At 40.7% G+C, this 22,927-nt stretch carries 20 protein-coding genes; 7 read left to right on the top strand and 13 right to left on the bottom strand.

Annotated elements, in window-relative coordinates:
* Positions 1-144: 144 nt before the first annotated feature.
* Entirely contained in the window at positions 145-690 is a 546-nt protein-coding gene (locus B3D47_RS09255) for a serine O-acetyltransferase (RefSeq protein WP_005222713.1), read from the top strand.
* 214 nt (positions 691-904) lie between these two features.
* Here the strand turns inward: B3D47_RS09255 and katE are convergent, their stop codons facing one another.
* A complete protein-coding gene (gene katE / locus B3D47_RS09250; RefSeq protein WP_286861557.1) occupies positions 905-3,025 on the bottom strand; it encodes a catalase HPII in 2,121 nt (706 codons plus the stop codon).
* Between the two features lie 527 nt (positions 3,026-3,552).
* On the opposite strand from katE, the gene B3D47_RS09245 reads away from it, so the two are divergent.
* Together B3D47_RS09245 and B3D47_RS09240 are read left to right on the top strand one after the other, a co-directional pair.
* Positions 3,553-3,762, top strand: coding sequence for a cold-shock protein (locus tag B3D47_RS09245; RefSeq protein ID WP_004815299.1), 210 nt, complete (start codon positions 3,553-3,555; stop codon positions 3,760-3,762).
* Between the two features lie 114 nt (positions 3,763-3,876).
* Positions 3,877-4,104 (top strand): hypothetical protein, encoded by a 228-nt coding sequence (locus B3D47_RS09240; protein ID WP_004815297.1) that lies wholly within the window; start codon positions 3,877-3,879, stop codon positions 4,102-4,104.
* Between the two features lie 524 nt (positions 4,105-4,628).
* On the opposite strand, the gene B3D47_RS09235 is transcribed toward B3D47_RS09240, so the two are convergent.
* From B3D47_RS09235 to B3D47_RS09195, 9 genes are all read right to left on the bottom strand, one after another.
* Positions 4,629-5,840 carry a DcaP family trimeric outer membrane transporter gene (locus B3D47_RS09235; RefSeq protein WP_286861554.1) on the bottom strand — a complete coding sequence of 404 codons (1,212 nt, stop codon included), beginning with the start codon at positions 5,838-5,840 and terminating at the stop codon, positions 4,629-4,631.
* A gap of 59 nt (positions 5,841-5,899) precedes the next feature.
* Positions 5,900-6,835 (bottom strand): DUF4116 domain-containing protein, encoded by a 936-nt coding sequence (locus tag B3D47_RS09230; RefSeq protein WP_286861551.1) that lies wholly within the window; start codon positions 6,833-6,835, stop codon positions 5,900-5,902.
* A 14-nt stretch (positions 6,836-6,849) separates the two neighbouring features.
* The gene (locus tag B3D47_RS09225; protein ID WP_286861548.1) at positions 6,850-7,902 is read right to left on the bottom strand and encodes an AbrB family transcriptional regulator; all 1,053 of its coding nucleotides are present in this window, start codon (positions 7,900-7,902) and stop codon (positions 6,850-6,852) included.
* A gap of 49 nt (positions 7,903-7,951) precedes the next feature.
* Positions 7,952-9,451, bottom strand: a complete 1,500-nt coding sequence (locus B3D47_RS09220; RefSeq protein ID WP_286861546.1) for a tripartite tricarboxylate transporter permease — start codon at positions 9,449-9,451, stop codon at positions 7,952-7,954.
* Positions 9,452-9,464: 13 nt separating this feature from the next.
* Positions 9,465-9,911, bottom strand: coding sequence for a tripartite tricarboxylate transporter TctB family protein (locus tag B3D47_RS09215; protein ID WP_180185565.1), 447 nt, complete (start codon positions 9,909-9,911; stop codon positions 9,465-9,467).
* Positions 9,912-9,965: 54 nt separating this feature from the next.
* A complete protein-coding gene (locus B3D47_RS09210; RefSeq protein ID WP_286861543.1) occupies positions 9,966-11,024 on the bottom strand; it encodes a Bug family tripartite tricarboxylate transporter substrate binding protein in 1,059 nt (352 codons plus the stop codon).
* 43 nt (positions 11,025-11,067) lie between these two features.
* A complete protein-coding gene (tcuB, locus tag B3D47_RS09205) occupies positions 11,068-12,213 on the bottom strand; it encodes a tricarballylate utilization 4Fe-4S protein TcuB (protein ID WP_286861542.1) in 1,146 nt (381 codons plus the stop codon).
* A 3-nt stretch (positions 12,214-12,216) separates the two neighbouring features.
* The gene (gene tcuA / locus B3D47_RS09200) at positions 12,217-13,611 is read right to left on the bottom strand and encodes an FAD-dependent tricarballylate dehydrogenase TcuA (protein ID WP_286861540.1); all 1,395 of its coding nucleotides are present in this window, start codon (positions 13,609-13,611) and stop codon (positions 12,217-12,219) included.
* Positions 13,612-13,710: 99 nt separating this feature from the next.
* The gene (locus tag B3D47_RS09195; protein ID WP_163171100.1) at positions 13,711-14,643 is read right to left on the bottom strand and encodes a LysR family transcriptional regulator; all 933 of its coding nucleotides are present in this window, start codon (positions 14,641-14,643) and stop codon (positions 13,711-13,713) included.
* A gap of 869 nt (positions 14,644-15,512) precedes the next feature.
* Here B3D47_RS09195 and B3D47_RS09190 point away from each other — a divergent pair.
* Both B3D47_RS09190 and B3D47_RS09185 read left to right on the top strand, forming a co-directional pair.
* Entirely contained in the window at positions 15,513-16,586 is a 1,074-nt protein-coding gene (locus tag B3D47_RS09190; RefSeq protein ID WP_075168017.1) for an aromatic ring-hydroxylating oxygenase subunit alpha, read from the top strand.
* 57 nt (positions 16,587-16,643) lie between these two features.
* Positions 16,644-17,585 (top strand): PDR/VanB family oxidoreductase, encoded by a 942-nt coding sequence (locus B3D47_RS09185; protein WP_163171099.1) that lies wholly within the window; start codon positions 16,644-16,646, stop codon positions 17,583-17,585.
* A gap of 108 nt (positions 17,586-17,693) precedes the next feature.
* Here B3D47_RS09185 and B3D47_RS09180 read toward each other — a convergent pair whose 3' ends face one another.
* The 3 genes from B3D47_RS09180 to mhpT all read right to left on the bottom strand — a co-directional run bounded on the left by B3D47_RS09180 (position 17,694) and on the right by mhpT (position 20,304).
* Positions 17,694-18,383 (bottom strand): GntR family transcriptional regulator, encoded by a 690-nt coding sequence (locus B3D47_RS09180; protein WP_114541913.1) that lies wholly within the window; start codon positions 18,381-18,383, stop codon positions 17,694-17,696.
* Positions 18,384-18,547: 164 nt separating this feature from the next.
* The gene (locus B3D47_RS09175; protein ID WP_075168018.1) at positions 18,548-18,994 is read right to left on the bottom strand and encodes a MarR family winged helix-turn-helix transcriptional regulator; all 447 of its coding nucleotides are present in this window, start codon (positions 18,992-18,994) and stop codon (positions 18,548-18,550) included.
* Between the two features lie 71 nt (positions 18,995-19,065).
* A complete protein-coding gene (gene mhpT / locus B3D47_RS09170) occupies positions 19,066-20,304 on the bottom strand; it encodes a 3-(3-hydroxy-phenyl)propionate transporter MhpT (protein ID WP_075168019.1) in 1,239 nt (412 codons plus the stop codon).
* Between the two features lie 262 nt (positions 20,305-20,566).
* Here mhpT and B3D47_RS09165 point away from each other — a divergent pair, with 262 nt between their 5' ends.
* Complete coding sequence (locus B3D47_RS09165; protein WP_004892382.1) at positions 20,567-21,400, top strand: p-hydroxycinnamoyl CoA hydratase/lyase; 834 nt, start codon at positions 20,567-20,569, stop codon at positions 21,398-21,400.
* A gap of 50 nt (positions 21,401-21,450) precedes the next feature.
* Positions 21,451-22,902 carry an aldehyde dehydrogenase gene (locus B3D47_RS09160; RefSeq protein ID WP_163171097.1) on the top strand — a complete coding sequence of 484 codons (1,452 nt, stop codon included), beginning with the start codon at positions 21,451-21,453 and terminating at the stop codon, positions 22,900-22,902.
* Positions 22,903-22,927 lie beyond the last annotated feature (25 nt).

The following is a 22,927-nucleotide window of genomic DNA, read 5'->3' as shown; positions in this document are numbered from 1 at the left end:
TGGCACAAGTCCTGATTACATTTCTAAAAGTAGATTCATACAATTTTTCAATTGTGATTTTTATAAACTCCATTAGTCTTGCAGACTTCCGAATTTTTTCATTTCAGCGCAAAATACGCTGTCTTTTCTATCCGATGCTCAGTCATGATCTGGCAACTTATTCTTAGTGATCTGTATCGCTATTGCGGCAATACTTCAGCAAAATCTCTGATTAAAAACTATCTGTTTAACCGCGGTTTTAATTTTAGTTTCTGGTTGCGTCTGGCCTCTTCCAACTTATTTATTGCGAAATTAGCCTATCCTATTTTTTATTATAAGAAAAAGAAATACGGCATCGACATTCATTGCAGTACGCAAATTGGTTATGGATTATATATCGGCCATGGTGGACCTGTAGTGGTAAACCCCACTACAATTATTGGCAACAATGTGAATCTGTCACAATTTACGACCATTGGTGCCAATGGCGGAAAACAGGCAGCCTATATCGGCGATAATGTCTATATTGGGCCGAATGTTTGCATTATTGATGATGTCAAAATTGGCAACAATGCCACGATCGGTGCCGGTAGTGTGGTCACTAAAAACATTCCTGAAAATGCGACAGCCGTGGGAAATTATGCCAAAGTGATTCATTATAATAATGCAGGTAACTCCGTAAACCGCCGCTGGCCACTTAGTGAAAAATAAAGCAGTTCATCTGAAATAAATAATGAATCCAGTTATCAAGCCTAAAAATTTATAAGGATTTTACTCATCTGGATAGGTTTTGTGGCGCTCATTTGGATTGTCTTTAAACAGAATGCATTTATGGATAAACAGATGTAGATACGAGCTGATTGATTTAAATTATACCACTTAAAAAAACTCCCTCAATTGAGGGAGTTTTTTTGACTTGGCTGTTTTAACCTGGAATCATTTCTGATACTGGTTCACGCGCCCAAACACGATGTTTCATAATTAGTTGCTTTAATTCCATAGCGACGGATTTGAAATCTTGATGTGAAAGCGTGCCTTCATCAGCGACCAAACCTAAAGTATTGATCAGATCAGCTTTTTCACCCAAGAGTACAATTGGCTTTAAGTGTACGTAAGCTTCAATGATGTAGTGTTTTGCCGTGCCGTCTTTCAACACCTGGTCATAATTATCACCATCGACCATAACAACGGCATCATAAAGTACTGATGGCTCACCTCGTTGCATACCATCTGCCATTACTTCTGCACCATTGCTGCTCAATACAGGTGCAGGTGTCGGAGCGAGTACCTCAGCAATGGCACTTTCCTCCTTGGCCCAAGCCAATACCGCATCCACATTCGCCTGATTAACCTTGTCATGCACTAGAACAGCAATTTTCTTGCCCTTAATATCGGGTGCCGGGAAGGCTTCCAGAGAAATGTGTTTAGATGGCGTTACTTCCGGCAATTCCACATTCAGTTTTTCTGGCGGAATTACAATCCCCAGTTTGGTTGCCACCTGCTGAGCCAGATCCAGATCGATATTGCACAGAATTTCTAGCACTTCACGTTCACGGATATACAAACGTTGCACCTTGCTCAGCTCAAAAACATACGCATTCACCACATGACGTTGTTCATATGGCGTCAGACTGCGGTAATACAATCGTGCCTGGGTAAAGTGGTCACTAAATGATGGGCTACGCTCACGAATCTTACGTCCGTCAATACGCTCGGCATAACTTTCGAAACCACCATTCGACGCTGCCGGTGTGGTTTCCGTTGGCCAGTTATTATCGATAGAATTTGGTTCATAAGAGGCCTGTCCACGATGGATCGCACGCTGATGATAACCATCACGCTGATTATTATGGAATGGGCAAACTGGCTGGTTGATTGGAATCTGGTGGAAGTTTGGTCCACCTAGACGAATCAACTGTGTATCGGTATAGGAGAACACACGTGCCTGTAGTAATGGGTCATTCGAGAAATCAATCCCCGGTACAATATGTGCCGGACAGAAGGCCACCTGCTCGGTTTCTGCAAAGAAGTTTTCCACATTACGGTTAAGTACAAAGCTACCAATTGGTGTAACCGGTACAAGCTCTTCAGGAATGAGTTTAGTCGCATCCAGCAGGTCAAAATCAAACTTGTGCTCATCTGCTTCAGGTACGATCTGTACACCTAGTTCCCATTCCGGATAATTGCCTGACTCAATTGCATCATACAAATCACGACGGTGAAAATCTGGGTCACGACCTGCCAGTTTTTGTGCCTCATCCCAAGTCAGCTGGGTCAGACCTTGTTTTGGTGTCCAGTGGAATTTAACAAAAACTGCTTCACCATCCGCATTGATCATACGGAAAGTATTGACACCGAAGCCTTGAATTGAACGGAAGTTACGTGGAATAGCACGGTCAGACATTGCCCACATCACCGCATGGGCAGTTTCAGGCACGAGAGAAACGAAATCCCAGAATGTATCATGCGCAGTCTGTGCAGTAGGAATCTCGGTATGTGGTTCAGGCTTCATCGCATGCACGAAATCCGGGAACTTGATTCCATCCTGGATAAAGAATACTGGTGCATTATTTCCCACCAGGTCATATACCCCTTCCTGAGTATAGAACTTCATCGCAAAACCGCGAATATCACGTACTGTATCCGCTGAACCTCGTGGACCCTGTACGGTAGAAAAGCGCACAAACATAGGAGTCTCGCGCTCAGTATCGGTCAGGAATCCAGCTTTGGTAAAGCGCTCATTGCCAGGATAAGCCTTAAATACACCATGTGCTGCCACACCACGGGCATGCACAATACGTTCAGGAATACGCTCATGGTCAAAATGCGTCATTTTTTCCTGAAAGATAAAGTCTTCCAGCAAAGTTCCACCACGGGTACCAGCTTTCAGGCTATTCTGGTTATCAGAAATTTTCACCCCCTGGTTGGTGGTCAGAGCCTGCCCAGTTGCATCACGACGGTATGCATCAAGCTGGGCATTCTTCTCATTATGATTTTTCAAATCCGGACGATCAGTACCTGCTAGCTCACTCTTGGTCTCTTTCATGTGACTTCCTTATTATTACCCTTTTGATAAAAAACAAATTTGGCTTTAAGCTTTTGTTTTTTATCTTCTATTATTTAAATGACGGCGATTGTTCACTCACATTCAAAGGAGTTATATCGCTTATTAGGCGCCTTTCTAAAATACTATGGGGCATACGTGGAAGTTGTAGCGCTTTGTGACACCGTGTATAGATCAATTAATGTTTAAGGAGAAGTCTGTATTCAGCAAATGCTAAATAGCGACTTAAAATAGTTTCAAGTAGGACTTAAGACGATTAATAATCTGTGCATGAACAGTCTCTTATAAATTATTTGTATAATAATTTAATTTTTTATTGAATATTTTGATATATCATGTATGATGACTATCAAATACAAAGTGTTGTTATTCTATTTTCTTTAAGTATCGTCGTTTTTAATTATTTTATAAGCATTCGTTTTTTCAGATCATCATTTCAATTCTTTCCTATTCTCAGCATATTTTCGTTTATTTAATTCGAAAAATACTAAAAATCAAAAGGTTATTTTATGTCTAATACAGTTACTGGCACAGTAAAATGGTTCAACGAAACTAAAGGTTTTGGCTTTATTCAACAAGAATCAGGTCCAGACGTTTTTGCTCATTTCCGAGAAATTAGCAGTTCAGGTTTCAAAACTTTATTTGAAGGCCAACAGGTTTCTTTCAGCATTGTTGAAGGTCAAAAAGGTCCTAATGCTGTGAATATTGTCGCTCTTTAATCGACAACATTCATTAGAGGGAGCCTGCACATCAGGCTCCCTCTCATTTTTTGAAATCCCTAGTTTTATTCTATTTTCAAAAATAGAAGAAACATTAAAATAATAGGTAACACAATGAATCAATTTAATAATTTAATTGCTAAAGCAGCCAATGGCACTGAAATCCTGGTTTCTCTTATCCCATTAAATAAACAGCAAAATACCCGCCAAGGCTTTAAATGGGTCGAAGTTGGCAAGAAAGTTCTTTTACAGTCAGGTCTTGAAGTTGACTTAAATATGGACGGTCGGTCTTTCTATGCTCAAAGTAATGAGCTATTTAAGTTTAAAGAGAGAATCATGTAATCCTTTACTTGCATTAAAAAAAGATGCATTTGAATCCTGATCTATTTTTAATCAAAGATAGCGATAAAATTTATTTTTTTATGAGGAAGTGTCTTATAGATGACTTCCTTTTTTTATATTTTGAATTTTAATTTATTCTGAGTCAGAACTTCATTAATGACTACTCTGTTTATTAAAAAAACATCTTCTATATAAGATCTATTTCATAAATCAAAAAATGATCGTTATATTCATATTTAAATGAATATTGAAAGTTCCTTCTCCCTTTAGGATGAGAAGTATTACTTCGCAAGAGGATAAAGGATTTCTTAGATATAACCTCTCCTTTGCGCAGCAGTGCTGCTCATCTCCTACAAGGAGAAAGGAATTTCATTTTAATGATTAAAAAATAATTTATGAAAGAACTCTATAGGATGTTTCCTATAGATATTAAGTGTGAAATAAAATAGTTCTAAGCTTAAATAAGCTAGCAAACTCCATTAAAAGGGATAGAGAAATCTCTCTACCCTTTTAGCCCCGCTATTTTAAAAATCATATTTCGCCATGATTTCTATACGTTTATCATTTCCTGTTCTACCTTCAACAGTCTCGCGTTCACCATAGACATATTCCATGCCCAACATAACGGGTTTAATCGGGTTATACATGACATTTAACCAGCCTTGCTGTAAATGATTATTACCGTTGGCGTTGTTATCATCATAAATTACAGAGCCATAGCCCAAAGTACTTCTGATTTGAGGAGTAAATTTATAGGTTGCACCCAATGTAAAAGCATCAAAATCAATGAGGTCTATATCATTGCCACGCTGTACATAACGTTTGTTATCAGAAGTTGCTAATAAAAATTTATTATCTCCGGAGATATGCGAGTAATTAGCATTCAAAATAAGTTGATTATCTGGCTTATAATTTACCCCTAGACCAATCCCCCAACCTAGCTCTGTCTCATCATCCAGATCACGTACTCGTACTTCTTGTAAAAGTCCTCGTGCAGTGACTAAACCGGCGCCTTCCGAAAATTTATGACTCAATTTTGCCGTAGCTGCAGGTAACCTGTTTTCGTCATTACCTTTTTCTAATCCAACAAAATACTGTGTATTGGCATTTAGTTGATCTGTATACCGCACCATTGGAGTACGTGTCGTTCCTCCACCGAGTGGAGTATTGAAATCGAGCATTTCTGGTGAGGTTTCGGTCGACAAGAAGGTCGACGTGGTTTGACCGATTAACCAGTTGTTATAAGTCATGTAGACATGACGTAATCTGACCGTATCCTTATCTGTACCGCCACGGAAATCGATTTCAACTTTAACGCCGACATCAGCATTCTGAAATGGCGACTTAAAATCCAAACCAATGCGGGTGGTTGTTAATGTCGAATCTAAACGATCTTCAGTAGATTTCTTATTGACATCTCCTTCTAGCGCTACGCTATTGATGCTATTAAACATGCCTTTTGCGCCTTCGATTTGATAGGCAGCATCAGCACGAACAAAGCCATAGAGCTTAATTTCTGCACCAGATTTTGATAACCACTTATTTACTGCTGGTGTTTTTTGTTCCTGCTGAAAATCTCTGCTTGTCCCTGAGATTTGTTGGGCCTGTAATATTTGTCTGAGCTCAGCAACCTCTGACTTCAATTTCTCAATTTCTGTAAGCGCTGTTTGATCAGCATATGCTGTGGAAATAACCGTACTACCAATAAATATAAAAGCTAAATTATAAAATTTCATATTAATCCTTTAAAAGTGAATCCAATTTCATCCAACACATTAAAAATCAGTTTTTTGTTTTATCCTCCATATAGTTCTAGATACTTGTTTTTCACAATTTCACTTTTATATTTTTGCTTAATAAAATTAATCGCATGCTTAGACTTGGAAAGTGCATACAGACATACGCTTTCGGTTTGATGTTTCACTCCTGCAATCGCTTCATAATCCAGAGAAATGGCCAATCTGCATAAATTTTCAGGTTGTTCGTCAAGGTATTTAATAGAGGTTGGATTTTGCCGAATGGCATGAATGATTAATTTTTCATTGGTATTCTTTAAAAATTTGATAAATGATGAATCTTTTTGGATCACATCTAACCAGACAGTTTCATGGCATTCTGTGACATATTGAATAACGTAAGGTTTTTTCTTAAGCGCAAGTCTTAAAATATGCTCGCTTTGATCATGAATATATTGAATTGCTTCTGGCTTTGATTTAACAGCTTCTTCATAAATTAAATCAGTGGTCCGAGGAATATATTGCAATGTATTTCCATCAGCTCGCACCGCTAATAGACATATTTCTTGGGTTTTGTCTTGTACATACTTAATTGCATAGGGATTGTTAAAGACAGCTGTTTTACAGAGGAGTTCATTTTGTTGTCGAATGAACTTTAGTGCAAAACCATTTTGCCTTACTGCAGTCATACACATCTGAGCTGTTGGACTATCAATATAGCGAATCGCTAACCCTTCATTTTCTAAAGTTTTAAGGCAAATTTCATTGGTTTTATTTTTGACATATCTGAGTGTATCGCCACAGTTTGAAACAGCAAGTAAGCACATTTCATCAGTTTGTATTTGTGCATACTGAAGCGCTCTAGGATTATTTTTAACCGCTACTGTACACAACTGAATATCCTGATGAGGAATATATTTTAAAAGTAAGCCATCATGCTGTAACTGATAAAGCCAATCTTTATAAGAAACCCGTATATACACGTCACTATTCATCCGTGATCCATCTCCTAAGATTTATTCGTAGATTTAAAAAGCAGTTGCAGACTGCATTGATAAAAAAAGCGTGTGGTTAAAATCACAAAAATCAGGCGTGAAAGCTGAAAAGCCACTACGATCGGCACAGCGAGTCCCAAGGCTTTTGCCATTAAGGACATTTCAGCAATCCCACCAGGAGATAGTCCCAAAATCAGAATCTGGGCATCGGCATGGCTTAAATGAATTAATAACAAGGCAAAAATAATGGACAATACCAATGCCAACAAGTTGAATAGGACAGTCAGCCCGATAAATTTTTTGTTATTTTTTAAGAAACTGAATGGAAATTTGCTGCCTAATGACCAGCCAATACAGAGTTGCCCCAAGGCAATAAACCATTCCGGAAAGCGCAATTGTAAAATGCTGAAAAATGAAAAAAGACCAATGATCGTCAGTGGACCTAAAATCCAGGCATTAAGTAGATGGAAATATTGAAAGATTATGCCGGCAAATAAAGCCAAGACAAAAAGCGGCAGAACCTGAATTAACTCATAACGTTCAGTATCCAGCACGATCAGATCAGACCATTCAACCTGAAAATACAGTCCCATAAAAATTGGTATAAGCACTACCAAAATCACAATTCGTAGGCTGTGTGCGGCCACTACTTTATCGATCTGAGCATTGTATTGCTCGGCAATATTGACCATTTCACTGGCACTACCAATCGCAGAAGAAAACCATGCGGTGGCCCAGTCCAGTGCATTGATCCGATATTGCAACCCTGCCAGCATGGTACCAAGTACCAGCGACCATAGAATACCGAGCAGAATAAAACCCCAATACGCAGAAATTGCTTGCACCAAAGCTGGGGTAAAATATAGTCCAAGTGCCATGCCAATAATAATCTGCCCTCCTTTGCGCCAGTGAGGGTGGCAGGACAATGGCTTTCCAATACTTCCCATGAATAATGCAGCCAGCAATGGCCCGAGCAGCCATGGTAACGGAATATGCAGATATTTCGCGAGAACTGCCCCGATCAGGGCAATGGCCAATCCTTTGGCATTTAACATTATTATTTTCATAGTCCTAATCAATAATGATCAGCACAGGCCGATCATTATTGTTGTCAAGTTAAGCTTGATGTTTTTTGATGAACAGATATTTACGTACGATAGGTAGGATCAGTAACAATGCTGACATGACCCAAAGTCCCATACTGATATTACTGCTCCACAAGATACTGAGTTCACCTTGAGAAATAGATAACGCACGACGCAAATTTGACTCCATTAACTCGCCTAATACGAAACCGAGAATCAGTGGTGCAAGTGGGAAATCAAATTTACGCAAGATGTAACCAATAATCCCTAAGCCCATGCATAACAATAAGTCGAAAATGGTACTGTGAATCGCATATACACCAACGAAGCTTACTGTCGCAATAATTGGAATCAGGATATAGCTTGGAATACTTAACATACGGGCAAAGAAACCAACCAGAGGAAGGTTGAGTACCAGTAAAATAATGTTACCGACCATCAAAGATGCAATTAGCGCCCAAACCAAAGTTGGCTGTTCAGCAAACAATTGTGGACCTGGTGTAATATTGTACATGGTCAATGCACCCATCATCACCGCAGTCGTACCTGAACCCGGCACACCCAGCGTTAACATTGGAACAAACGAACCACACGCTGCTGCGTTGTTAGCACTTTCCGGTGCTGCAAGACCGCGTAAGTCACCTTTACCAAATTTACCTTTTTCACCTGCCATCTTACGTTCGGTGGTATAAGCCATCGCACTGGCAACACTCGCACCTGCGCCAGGGAGAATTCCAGAGAAGAATCCAATCAGAGAGCCACGAATGATGGTAGCCAATGCGCTAAAGAATTCTTTGAGGTTAAACAATGAGCGTTTACCTTGCTCTAATACAACCTTACCAATAGTGGTACGCTCCAGCAGCAACAGAATTTCACTGATACTGAACAGACCAATGACTACAGTCGTAAATGCAATACCATCACTTAGGCCCACACTGTCAAAGGTAAAGCGATATACACCAGTAATGGCATCCATCCCAACGGTCGATAGAGCTAAGCCCATCAGCGCCATGATCAGGGTTTTAAATGGCTGCGTACTGACTAAACCAGTTAAACACACAATGGCAAAGACCATGAGGGCGAAATATTCCGCTGGACCGAAAGCCACTGCCCATTTAGCCAAGATTGGAGCAAACAGCACGATGCCGATAAAAGCAATGGTACTACCAATAAATGAACTGACTGATGACAGCGATAGTGCAATGCCTGCTTTACCTTGCTGTGCTAGCGGATAACCATCCAACGTGGTCATAATGGCACCGGCATCACCTGGTACATTCAGCAAAATTGCAGAAATACGGCCACCGTATTCACAACCTAAGTAAACTGCTGCCAAGAGAATCAAAGCACTGTCTACAGGCAAACCAAGGGCATACGCAAATGGTAACAGGATGGCGACACCATTAATCGATCCTAACCCCGGTAATAGACCGACAATCGTTCCAATAAATGCACCAATAAAAGCAATGAGGAGATTTTGCGGCTGTAAGGCAACTTCAAATCCCATCATCAAAAAATTTAATATATCCATATCGTCGTCATCCTTAACCGAAGAATCCGAGTGGTAAAGGCACGTCCAGTACACGGTCGAACAGATAATAAGTACACGTACTGAGTACCAGACCTGTGATCGCCACTGGAAGCGTTTTGCCATTAAAAAGTTTGCCCACTGCAATAGTCATGAGTAAAGTCGCAACGATAAAGCCGAACCACTCAAAAATAACCGCATACACGGTCAAGGTTATTGCGCACAGCACGAGTTTGCCTAGCAAACTCTTAGTCCAGCCCAACTCAACTGGTTCAAACATAATGGCTGGACGTATGGTCAAGTAGACTGCGCTTGCTGTAATTAAGCCCATCAGTAAAATTGGAAAGGCTTTTGGCCCTACTGGATCATATGAAATTGGAGCTTCAAAATTGCATGCGTAAATTAGTAAAAAGAATCCGCAAACTGCAATAATACCCGTGAGAATCCGTTCAGATTTCATCATCTACCCTCAAAACAAAAACTGAGTTGAAAATAGCTTTTCAACTCAGTCTGTTGGTTATTTTGATAATTTATATTCTTCAGATAACTGACGCATTTCCGCAGTCTGCTTATAAACATAAGCAGTCAGTTCTTCACCGGTCAGCTCGAATGGAAGTAGATCCTGATTTTCACGTACTGCATCAAACTTCTGGTCAGCCATCATTTTATCGAAAGCATTTTTCCACCAGTTATAAGCCTCATCACTGACTTTTGGCCCCATATAAAAGCCACGAATTACAGGCCATTCCAGATCGTAGCCCTGCTCTATTGCAGTTGGCAGCTGAGAGAATTTACCTTCTAAGCGTTTCTCAGCGAAAACAGCCAAGATACGAATATTACCTGCTTCAAGGTGAGCGCCTACCTCACTGACATTACCCACACCTACCTGGATATGTTGACCGAGCAGCGAAGTAAGAACTTCACCTCCACCTTCAAGCGCTACAAAGCTCATATTTGCAGGATTCACACCGGCTTTTTTTGCCAGCATGGCAGTTTGCATCCAGTCTTGTCCTCCTACACTGCCTGCACCACCAAAGCTGATGCCTTTAGGGTTTGCCTTCAGCGCTTTCATTAGATCATTCAGGTTTTTATAAGGTGAATCCTTATGTACAGCAACCAGTCCATAATCAACAGCTACACCAGACAACCATTTGACATCTTTCTCAGTAAAATTACCAAATTTACCTTGTGCCAGATTCAAAAGTGAACCAGTAGAGAATGCAATCACAGCGTTATTATTTGCCGGATCATTACCTACAATCTTGTTATACGCTACTGCACCTACCCCACCTGGCATATAGGTCACACGCATCGGATCTTGCAGGGTTTCAGTCTTTTTGAAACCAGACTGAATAAGCTTACAGGTCATGTCAAAACCACCCCCTGGTTTGGCTGGAGCAATACATTCAGGGCGCTTTGGCTGACCAGGATCTTTAGAGGCATTGCCAGTGCCGCATCCTACGGCTGCTAAACTGGCGCATGCGACTGCAATTAATTTTAGATTTTTCATGATTGTTACTTCCTTATAACTTACTTGTTGTCCATTTAGGTTTTTAAATCTCTTACCTATAGCCATCATCGACCTCCATGGTCCTGTTCTGGTTTGGGTGTTTAAATCTTTACTTAGCTTTTGCACGATGTTTTGCAACACGCTCTTCGACTGCAAATTTTAATAAGGCCGCACTGCGGTAGAATCCATGGGCAAACTTGCCGAAAGGAATAGTCAGGAAGAAGGTCATTACGGTAGCCAAGTGGATAATCAGTAATAAAGCCATCGCTGAAGTATCACGGAAAGCCAATAAAGCCAGGCCAGTAATACTGATCAGCAGCAGTAAGAAGATAAAGCCGCGATCCATTGGTTTCTGTTTTGCATCACCATGCAAAGGATGACGTTTGATATTCAGATATAGAAGGCCAATTGGACCAATCACCAAACCTAAGCCACCTAGTGTTCCCAGAATGACAGGCAAGCTGGTGTAACCATACGGTGCCTGTAAACCTAAGAAGTAGTGATAAAGTGTCGCAACACTGGTCGCAGCGAAGCAAAGTAAGAAGCCATACATAGTGAAGTGATGGAAAATACGACGGATCTGGGTATAACGATCATCTTCTTCATTACAGCCTTTACCATGTCCACCATCCAGATATTTTAGCGTTAGTACATTTTTAGAGGCTTGTAGAATATCTGGTTGTGCCACACCTTCTGGAATAATTTTTGAAGTCTGTCTCCAGAATTTCGCAATCCCTAAACCGAGTAGAATGAATGCCACAATAAATACTGAGCCGAACAACACTGCCAAGAAGTTATGCGGAAAAATCGCATAGAAATTACCTTGGTAGCGACCGAATAAATCAGTACCATTTAGCCAAACACCACCCAACATGAGCAAGAAGAAAAGCACAGACATTGCAGAAACCAATGGAATACCGGTTTTCTTATAAATTGAGCCAAAAGAAGCAGGTACTGCAAATTCCTGATAGGTTTCCAGACGGACTTGCGCCATCGCTTGTGGAATATTCACACCAAATTCATGTGGCGGTGCATACTGACAGGCATGCAGACAGGCACCACAGTTATGGCACAGGTTAGCCATGTAGTGAATATCTGCCTGAGTGAACTCAAGACGTTTCGTCATGGCTGGGAATACAGCACAGAACGTTTCACAATAACGGCAGGCATTACAAATCTGCAAAGCCTGTTTTACTTGTTGTTCATTATCGGTTAGCTGCACTACAGGAATTAGAGTCTTTACATTTGCATTCATATTTTAAACTCCCTGCTTGAATGCAGCTTTTGCCGCATTTTTACCGGCAATACGTCCAAAGGTTGTGCCAATCGACATGCCTACACCTGCGGTATATCCTTGGCCCAACACATTCCCTGCCATCATTTCACCCGCTACATACAAGTTGGGACTTGGTTTATTGTTAAAGCGTACCGCCGCATCGTCTTCAACTTTCAATCCCAGGTATGTGAAAGTAATCCCCGGACGTAATGCATAAGCATAAAATGGTGGCTGATCCAAAGGCACAGCCCAGTGAGTTTTAGCTGGTGTCAGATTTTCGGTATGACAGTTATCAAGCACGGTATGATTGAATTCGCCTTTGACACAGGCCAGGTTATAGTCCGCCACAGTTTTAGAGAGTGTCGCCACATCTAGATTGAGTTTTTCTGCAAGCTCCTCAATCGTATTTGCTTTAGTCCCTTCGAACACAGGTGGCATGAAACGATCCACAGATTTAGAGTCAATAATCGAGTAAGCAATTTGATTCGGTTGTTTAGCAACTAAGCGCCCCCAAATTGCATAGCGTTTAGGCCAGAAGTCCTCACCTTCATCATAGAAACGTTCGGCATTTTTGTTAACTACAATGCCTAAAGATACGCAGTCAATTCGTGTACAAATGCCGCCATCATAAAGCGGTGCACGTGCGTCCACAGCAACACAGTGCGACTGTGAAGGATCACCGATAATATCGGCTCCTTGGTCAATCATGAATTTCAGCAAGTTACCTTGGTTGAAGCGTGTACCACGGATAATAAAGTTGTCCGCGGGCCATTCACCATTTTCGTTCTGACCCCATGCTTCTTTCAACCATTCGCGATTTGACTCAAAACCACCTGCAGCCAAAACACAAGATGCACCTTCAAAACGCGTACCATCTTCTGCCACGACAGATTTAAATACACCTTCTTCAATAATCACTTGAGTAATTTTAGTGTTATAGCGAATCTCTACCCCTAGATCTTGAGCACTTCTGAAATAGGCATTAACCAGGGCTTTTCCGCCCCCCATAAAGAAAGCATTGGTGCGTGCCACGTGCAAAGCCCCTGATAAAGGTGGCTGAAAATTTACACCATGCTTACGCATCCAGTCACGACAGGTTGCAGTTGAACGAATAACGAGACGAGCCAGATGCTCATTAGTTTTACCAGCAGTAACTTTTAATAAATCCTGCCAGTATTCTTCTTCAGGATAGGCATCAATCAGCACGTCCTGAGGTGCATCATGCATACAACGTAAATTACGTGTGTGCTGTGAGTTTCCACCTCGCCATTCTTTGGGAGCTGCCTCCAAAAGCAATACTGAAGCACCCGCTTCTCGTGCAGTGAGTGCTGCACATAATGCGGCATTCCCACCGCCAATCACAATTACATCATGCATTCGATGTCTTCCCTTTCGAATTTGATGCAATTTAAGACTAAAAATAGGGATTTCAGTGATAGGCTGAATTTAAATAGGTGTTTAATAAAATTAAATAGGCTAAAAGTCTAATAGTTCTGCACCTGACCATAAACCTTTATTTATTAATCCCTTAACACAAATTTTTATTGCAACTTTGGTGGCAAGACTTGCTGGAGAAAGTTCTTCTTCTGAAATACTAATTAAATAGTTGATTCTGGCAAGTTCTGGTTCGACTACTTTCAACAAGCAAATATCAGATTTAAGATAATCGAAGTGAGCACTCACAGGCTGAATCGTGGCCATATTTAAGTGACTGACACAGTTCATCAGTAAATGCAGTCCATCGACCTCATAATCAACATCTAATAACTCTACTTTCTGGTCTAAGAACTTACGTAAACCGTGTCTTTGGCTAGGTAAAACGAGTGGTAAACGGTTTACTCTTTCCAAATCAATTTGGCCGTTTTGAATACAATTTTCTAAATCATATTCTTGTAATAAGGCTCTGTTAGCCATTAAAAACATTTGTTCTTTTAATAAAGGCTGAACAGACCAATTGGCATCTACGTCCTGTGTAAAAATAATAGCAATATCAAGTTGTCTTGAATTGACAAGATTGGTGAGGTTTCCAGATAAGCTTTCCACTAAATGAATCTTGATATCTGGATAGCGTTCGGACATGAGTTGCATAAATGGTATGCCCAGTACAGATGCAATACTTGGTGAAAAGCCCACGCTTACATGACCTGTTAGACGAGAAGAATGCGCGGCCTCGATTGCATACTGTACATGACGTAATGATAATTGCGCTTGCTTAAAAAAAGCTAACCCTGCTGGAGTAGGTGTAACTCCGGTAGAAGTACGGCTTAACAGGCGGGTGCATAGTTCATCTTCCAGTTTAGCAATTTGCTGACTTAAAGCAGATGTCCCAACATCTAGTTTTTGTGCAGCTTTGCCCAGGCTTCCAGACTCTACAATTGTGATAAAGTATTTTAGCTGTTTTAATTCCACTCATTTCCCTTAATACATTTTAATAGCAATATGTTAGGTAGATACAATATACGGTGTAAAGCTACTTAAGAGAATGATAAAAAAGAAGTATTGAAGTTTTAGATATTCATCTTTTTTTACTAATGCTGTTTATTTTTTGATTGTGTAAAACTAATAAATAATTTAGGCATCTTTTTACGGTATATTTTTTTCAAGAAACAGGATGTACCGTAAAAAATACCGTAAAAACTTGCAGTATCCTAAAACGCCTTCGGACATTACCGGACAATAGACAGATATAAGTTATTAATTTTTAATAATATCAGGATTAAATAAGATGTGATCAAACAATAGAATGGTGCGCTCAGCGCGCACAAGAATAAAGTTTTATCTTTTTGATTAATAAATATAAAAAATTAATTCTTAACAGCATATACCGTAAAAAATACCGTATAAATATTATCTATTTTATATCTTACTTATTGATTGCCTCCCTGCATGAGTTTTTAGGCAATCGGAGCATCTATACAAGATCACAATCACTTGTAAACCTTCATAATAATACTGGGTAATAGTAAATAGTTCTTACTACAAATTGTGCAATTATACTATTTCCCTTTACAGGAACGTCTTTAATAGCACTCACTCTCCCATGCTTCACACTAGGCAGAATCCGTAATCTGCTCAAGATAGCAACAATAAAGAGGTTAAAACAATTTTTCACAAGTCGTATTTCTTAAAGAAACTAGTTACGCATCAGTAAATCATAAAAGCAGATTTTACCCCTCAATATTATAAATGGATCCAATTTATACTTTTATTGTACATTTTATATTGACTATTCGCATCAATAGTCATAAATTGGATCCAATTGATAAGGAGATCAGAATATGTTCATTAAAAATGCTTGGTATGTGGCAGCGCGTCCTGAAGAAGTTATCGAAAAGCCATTAGGTCGTCAGATCTGTGGTGAAAAGATGGTGTTTTATCGTGGTAAAGAAAATAAGGTCTATGCAGTAGAAGACTTCTGCCCACATCGCGGTGCTCCACTCTCTTTAGGCTTTGTAGAGGATGGCAATCTAGTTTGTGGTTATCACGGCTTAGTTATGGGCTGTGATGGCAAGACAGTTGCTATGCCTGGACAGCGTGTTCGTGGTTTTCCATGTAATAAGAGTTTCAGTGTTGTAGAGAAATTCGGTTTTATCTGGGTATGGCCAGGTGACCAATCACTTGCAAGTGAAGATCAGTTACCTGAACTTGAATGGGCAGATAATCCTGAATGGGCATATGGTGGTGGATTGTTCCACATCAATTGCGATTATCGTCTGATGATTGACAATCTAATGGATCTTACTCATGAAACTTATGTTCACTCAGCCAGTATTGGACAAAAAGAAATTGATGAAGCAGCACCTACTACTCGTATAGATGGGGATCATGTCATTACAGAACGCCATATGGAAAATATCTATGCACCTCCATTCTGGCAAATGGCATTAAGAGGCAACAATCTGGCTGATGATGTTCCGGTAGACCGCTGGCAGATCTGTCATTTCTTTGCGCCAAGTAATGTTCATATTGAAGTTGGCGTAGCACATGCAGGTAAAGGTGGCTATCAGGCAGCTGCCGAGCATAAAGTATCTTCTATTGTGGTGGACTTTATTACGCCTGAAACAGAAACCTCTCACTGGTATTTCTGGGGTATGGCCCGTCACTTCCAGCCAGAGAATGCGGAACTGACAGATCAGATCCGTGAAGGACAAGGCAAGATTTTCTCTGAAGATCTGGACATGCTGGAACAGCAACAACAAAACCTGCTCCGCTATCCTGACCGCAAGTTGCTGATGCTGAATATTGATGCAGGCGGAGTGCAAGCACGCAAAGTGATTGATCGTCTGATTAGCCAAGAACAGGTTAACGAGATTGCAGGCAAAGAGCAGATTCCGTCAGTCACGCTTGGTTAAATAGTTAAAGTTTTAGAACAGTATTTTGATTTTTTAAATTTTAGGAGCGGCACTCACATGGAAGTGACCATTCATCAGATCCATCAACACAATTCTCAAATAAATTCATTTGAGCTCATGAGTTGTAATGGGGAGCCTCTACCTCCTTTTAAAGCAGGTGCCCATATTGATGTATATATGGGCGAAGGCTTAATACGCCAATATTCCTTGGCGAATTGCAGCAGTGAACAGCACCGCTATGTAATTGGTGTACTGAATGATCCAAACTCACGTGGTGGCTCACGCTTTATGCATGAACAGTTACAGGTGGGGCAACGCATTCAGATTAGTGAACCCCGTAACCTGTTTGAGCTGAATACAGAGCTTGAACATGCAGTCCTATGTGCAGGCGGGATTGGGATTACACCAATTCTGGCAATGGCCAAAGAGTTAAAACGACTGAAAAAATCTTTCAAACTGTTTTACTTTGTTAAAACCCGTTCGGCAGTGGCTTTTCATGAGGATCTCAATCTTCTCGGTGATTCAGTTCATCTGCACATTGATGATGAAGCCGCCACACATTGCAACTTACTAAGTGCGCTTGCTCAGTCTGACTTAGCACATCATGTTTATGTATGTGGTCCACAAGGTTTTATGGATTTCGTGATCCAGACTGCCCAACAGCAATCCTGGCCTGAGACGCATATTCATAAAGAACACTTTAGTGCACCAACAATTGATACCAGTGAAGATGGTAGTTTCACTATTAAAGTTCAAAATACCGGCCAACTGATCCATGTTGCACAAGACCAAACAGCTGTACAAGCACTTGAAGCTGCTGGGGTAAGTATTCCTGTTTCTTGCGAACAGGGTATTTGTGGTACCTGTTTAGTGACAGTTGTCGAAGGTGAAATTGACCACCGGGATATGTACTTAACTGAAGAAGAACAAGCAGCTCAGGATCAATTTACTCCATGCTGCTCGCGTGCAAAATCTAAAATGCTAATTATTGATCTTTAAAAAATAAAAAAATGCTATCTCATTAAAAATAGCAGTTTAATCTTTCTCCACTTTCCGCCCTTCTGCCCCATCAGAAGGGATTTTTTTATTTAAAGAAAAGGCTTAAATTTAGGAATGCACATGTGAATTAAAAATAGAACGCATCATATCGCCCAGAGTGACTACATGGCTATGTTCACGCATCAGACTCTCTGCTCGTGCCGAATCACGATTTTTTAAAGCATTGAAAATGGCACAGTGTTGAATATGGGCATGATGCAGACGGCGAATTTCTGAGAGCGGATTATTTTTATCATAAGTTAAGGCTTGGGCAGAAGCCATGGGTAGCTGATTATTCTTACTTAGAGCCTGCACAATAGCGATATTATCTGAGCCTTGAATAATCGTATTATGAAAAATGGTATTGTAATAATGATAGATTTCAATATCCTCATTACTTAGTTCAGTTTTTTTAAATATTGGCTCTATTTGAGTAATGCACTGCATTAGCTGATCTTTTTGCTGCGTGCTTAGCCCTTTTTCTGCCAGTTTTTTTGCTGCCAGGCCTTCAAGCACTCCTCGCACCTCAAGTGCATCCTGAATCAACTTGGGAGAAATTTCTCTAACTGTATAGCCGCGGGTTGGATTTTTTAATAATAATCCTTCTTGCTCAAGCAGTTTAAATGCCATACGCACCGGTTGACGTGAAACTCCAAGCATTTCTGCTGTTGGAATTTCAGCCATGCGAGCACCGCCCGGAATTTCACCTGAAATAATCATTTTTCTAAGTTCAATCAGTACTTGCTGACCTGATGACATGGACTTACTCATTTATAATATGTGTGCTGATGCTACCGGGTGCATGAAAATAATTCAACAGAAGTCATGAAGATCCTATTCAGCTTATTAAGTTGTTGCTTCCTCAAGAATAGACATTGAAAATTAGCTAGACGAACTCAAATCCGACCTGATGATGTAAAAAATTATTCTTCTTGAAAATGCTGTAAATTAGTGGCCATGATTTCAAGATTATTCCTGATCAAAAAGGCCAGATTAATATCCACGCCTTTTAGCATCGTTTGTTCCAGTTCCTGAACGACTGCCCGACACTCACTTAATTTATTTAATCCTGCTTGAGTAACATTGACAAGAATACGACGACCATGAGAGGGGTCCGATTCCTTACTAATCCAGCCGCTACTTAATAAATCCTGTAGAATTTTATTAGTTGATTGGGGTTTGATAAAAGAACGCTCCGCCAGTTTGGCATTGGAGAGATTTCCTTTTGCCGCGAGTACTGACAATGCTGTGAACTGAGGCAAAGTAATATCTAAAGGCTTTAGGCGTTCATTCAGTAATTTACTGATAATACGATCAACACGAGCTATCATATAGCTCAGGGTTGGCAGTTGATTTAACTGATGTTCCATAATACTTAATTCAACCTTAAATTCTAACCATTAAAAAGTATGGCCAAATTGGCCATACTTAAGTCATTACATTACTGAGTTTGAGTTGACGTATTTAATACAGAGACCTGCCGTGAAACTTTTGATTTACGGACCAAAAGTAACGCTGCGATCATTGCCATTAAAATCAGTGGAATACTTGCACCAATGACCATCGCTGAACTTGAACCGAGCGATAACAGCATACCTGCGAAAAGAGGCCCGGCAAAAGAACCAATTCGACCAACTGCAACTGCTGCACCAACCCCTGTTCCACGCATTTCAGTTGGGTAGAACATGGCTGCAAGACCATACAATGCAGACTGACCACCGACAATAAATAGACCACATCCGACAGCAGATAATACAAGTAATGCCACGGTTGGTGAAATAGCCAGACAACACAGCGAGACTAGAATACCAATGTAAATCAGTTTGACCGTAGTACTCATTCGAATTTTATCTAGCAAGACGCCCATTAAAATCGAACCAAATATACCGCCAATATTATAGCCAATCTGAACATAGTTTGCTTCTGTCTTACCTAGGCCTTGTGCACCCATTAACAGAGGTAACCAGTTGAGTAGGAAATACAGTACCACAAGGGTAAAGAAGAAACTGACCCAGATCTGAATGGTAGAGAAACGACGTTCTTTGGCAAACAGCACTTCAAAGAATGGTGTCGAAGTTTTTTGCTGCGCTGCTGTCAAATAGTCTTTCGATTCAGGTAAGAATTTAATTAATAAAGGAATTAATAAAATCGGGGCAAAACCACCGACATAGAAGATATGCCGCCACTGCGCATCACCTGCAAGTGCCATCGCGACAAATGAGGTCAACATACCGCCAAATGGAATACCACTGTACATAATACTGACAGCAATCCCTTTATGTTTCTCCGACACAGCTTCCGATGCCATAATAATCATCATTGGCAATGCACCACCCATCCCAAGACCGGTCAAGAAACGAATAATCAGTAACAAGGTATAGTCTGCTGCATAGGCGGTTAACACCGACATAACACCAAAAACTAAAATACTTGTTAACAAAACTGCTTTACGCCCGATTTTGTCTGCAAACCGTCCACCAATGATTGCGCCTGGTAAGGTTCCCAAAATTGCTGCACTGAATGCCCATGCCATTTGGGCATTGTCCAGGCCAAACTCCGCTCGCATCCGTGGTGCTGCAACGCCCATCGATTGAAGATCAAAACCCTCAAACACTGCAATTGCAAAACACAATACGAGTGTAAGCGTAGCTTTACCTTTGCTACTTACACTATTTTCCATTCGTTATTGTCCTTTTAGAATTTTTTAATTCATACACTTCCTATGTATTGCTTTCCGTCCTAAGCAATTCAAAAAATATCACCTAAACTTATAATTTAATCAATATGTATTTTTATATTTTTACAATTTAAATATTTATTTTATTAAATTACATGGTCTTATAAATTATTTTCAAAAAATGCAAAATAAGACTTGAATGTAAGTTTAACTGATATTAGATTAAATCCTATCAGGACATAAAACGAACATTAAGGAGCAACACATGTCTTATCAAAACCGCTGGGAAACCGTTGATGTACAAGTTGATGCAGGTATTGCATGGGTTACTTTAAATCGCCCAGAAAAGAAAAATGCAATGAGTCCAACACTCAATAAAGAAATGATAGATGTACTTGAAACCTTAGAACTTGACCCTGCAGCGAAAGTACTTGTTTTGACTGGCGCTGGTGATTCATGGACAGCGGGTATGGATTTGAAAGAATATTTCCGCGAAGTTGATAATCAACCGGAGATCTTCCAAGAACGTATTCGCCGTGATGCATCTCGCTGGCAATGGCATTTACTTCGTTTCTATTCAAAACCAACAATTGCGATGGTAAACGGTTGGTGTTTTGGTGGTGGCTTCTCTCCTCTGGTTGCCTGTGATCTTGCCATTGCTGCAGACGAAGCTACTTTTGGTTTATCTGAAATTAACTGGGGCATCCCACCAGGTAACCTTGTAAGCAAAGCAATGGCGGATACAGTTGGCCACCGTACTGCGATGTACTACATCATGACTGGCAAGACCTTCTCAGGTGTTGAAGCTGCCAATATGGGCTTAGTCAATAAAAGTGTTCCACTTGCTCAACTTCGTGCTGAAGTAACTGAACTTGCCAACAACTTACTTGAGAAAAATCCAGTTGTACTGCGTACTGCGAAAAATGGTTTCAAACGTTGCCGTGAACTGACTTGGGAACAAAACGAAGATTATTTATACGCAAAACTGGATCAATGTAATCATCGTGATGATGAAGGTGGTCGTGAACAAGGTCTGAAGCAATTCCTTGATGACAAGTCAATTAAGCCAGGTCTTCAAGCTTACAAACGCCCTGCTTAAGCAGTATCAATTCACATTCGTCATGATGGACATGTAAGGAAACATTTGCCATGCAAAACGTACAGTTACTTATTCACGGTCAATCCGTTGCAGCAAGTTCAGGACAAACTTTTGAAAGAATCAGTCCGATCGATGGCTCAGTGGCTTCAATTAGTGCTGCTGCAACTTTATCGGATGTTGATCGTGCGATCGAATCCGCACACAAGGCATTTAAAACATGGTCTGCCCTTTCTCCAACAGACCGTCGTTTAAAACTGCTTAAAGCGGCCGACCTGATGGATCAAAAAACTGAACAATTTATTCAGACTGCGATTCATGAAATAGGTTCAACTGCAACGTGGTATGGTTTTAATGTTCACCTTGCAGCCAATATGCTACGCGAAGCTGCAGCTATGACCACACAAATTGATGGCAGCATTATTCCATCAGATGTACCGGGCAATATGGCGATGGGCATTCGCGTACCCTGTGGTGTTATCGTCGGGATGGCACCATGGAACGCCCCTGTAATTCTTGCCACACGTGCTTTAGCAATGCCTCTTGCCTGTGGTAACACTGTGGTCCTTAAAGCATCTGAAGCATGCCCTGCAACACATCGTCTGATTGGTGAAGTGTTACATGAAGCAGGGATTGGAGATGGGGTAGTCAATGTCATCACTCATGCGGCCCAAGATGCCCCTCAAATTGTGGAACGCTTAATTAGCCACCCGCTAACCAAGCGTATTAATTTTACCGGTTCAACCCATGTGGGCCGAATTATTGCTGAAACAGCAGCAAAATATTTAAAACCTGTCCTGCTCGAACTTGGTGGAAAAGCACCTGTGATTGTGCTTGATCAAGCTGACATCGATGAAGCGGTCAATGCCGTGACCTTCGGTGCATTCTTTAACCAGGGTCAAATCTGTATGTCGACAGAACGTGTTCTTGTTGATGAAAAAATTGCTGATTCCTTTATCGAAAAACTCGTGGCGAAGGTCAAAACTATTCGCGCTGGCAATCCACTTGAGAGTGATGCCCCACTTGGTGTACTGGAAAGCTTAAAAGCAGCTGCACGTATTGGGAAGTTAATTGAAGATGCACGTGAAAAAGGTGCAAATTTACCACTCGGCTTGGACATCCAAGGTGCTATTATGCAACCTACAATAGTGGTTGATGTCACCAAAGAAATGCAGATTTATGCCGAAGAATCGTTCGGTCCTGTCTGCACAGTACAACGCTTTAAAACAGTTGATGACGCCGTAGAATTGGCAAATGATTCTGAATTTGGTTTGTCAGCAGCCGTGTTTAGCCAAGATTTAGCACAAGCGCTTGCCGTAGCAAAACGGATTGAATCCGGTATCTGCCATATCAATGGTGCCACTGTACATGATGAAGCACAAATGCCATTTGGTGGTGTCAAACAAAGTGGTTATGGACGATTTGGCAGTAAAGTTTCTGTGGCTGAGTTTACTGAATTACGTTGGGTGACCATACAAACCAGCCCACGCCACTACCCAATTTAACGAAAGTAAGAGAGTTGACATGAAG

This window comes from Acinetobacter sp. UBA3461 (assembly GCF_002381195.1).
In the GTDB taxonomy this organism is placed as follows: Bacteria; Pseudomonadota; Gammaproteobacteria; order Pseudomonadales; family Moraxellaceae; genus Acinetobacter; species Acinetobacter schindleri.
Note: the sequence above shows the minus strand (reverse complement) of the source record. Positions and strands in the feature narration are given on the sequence as shown.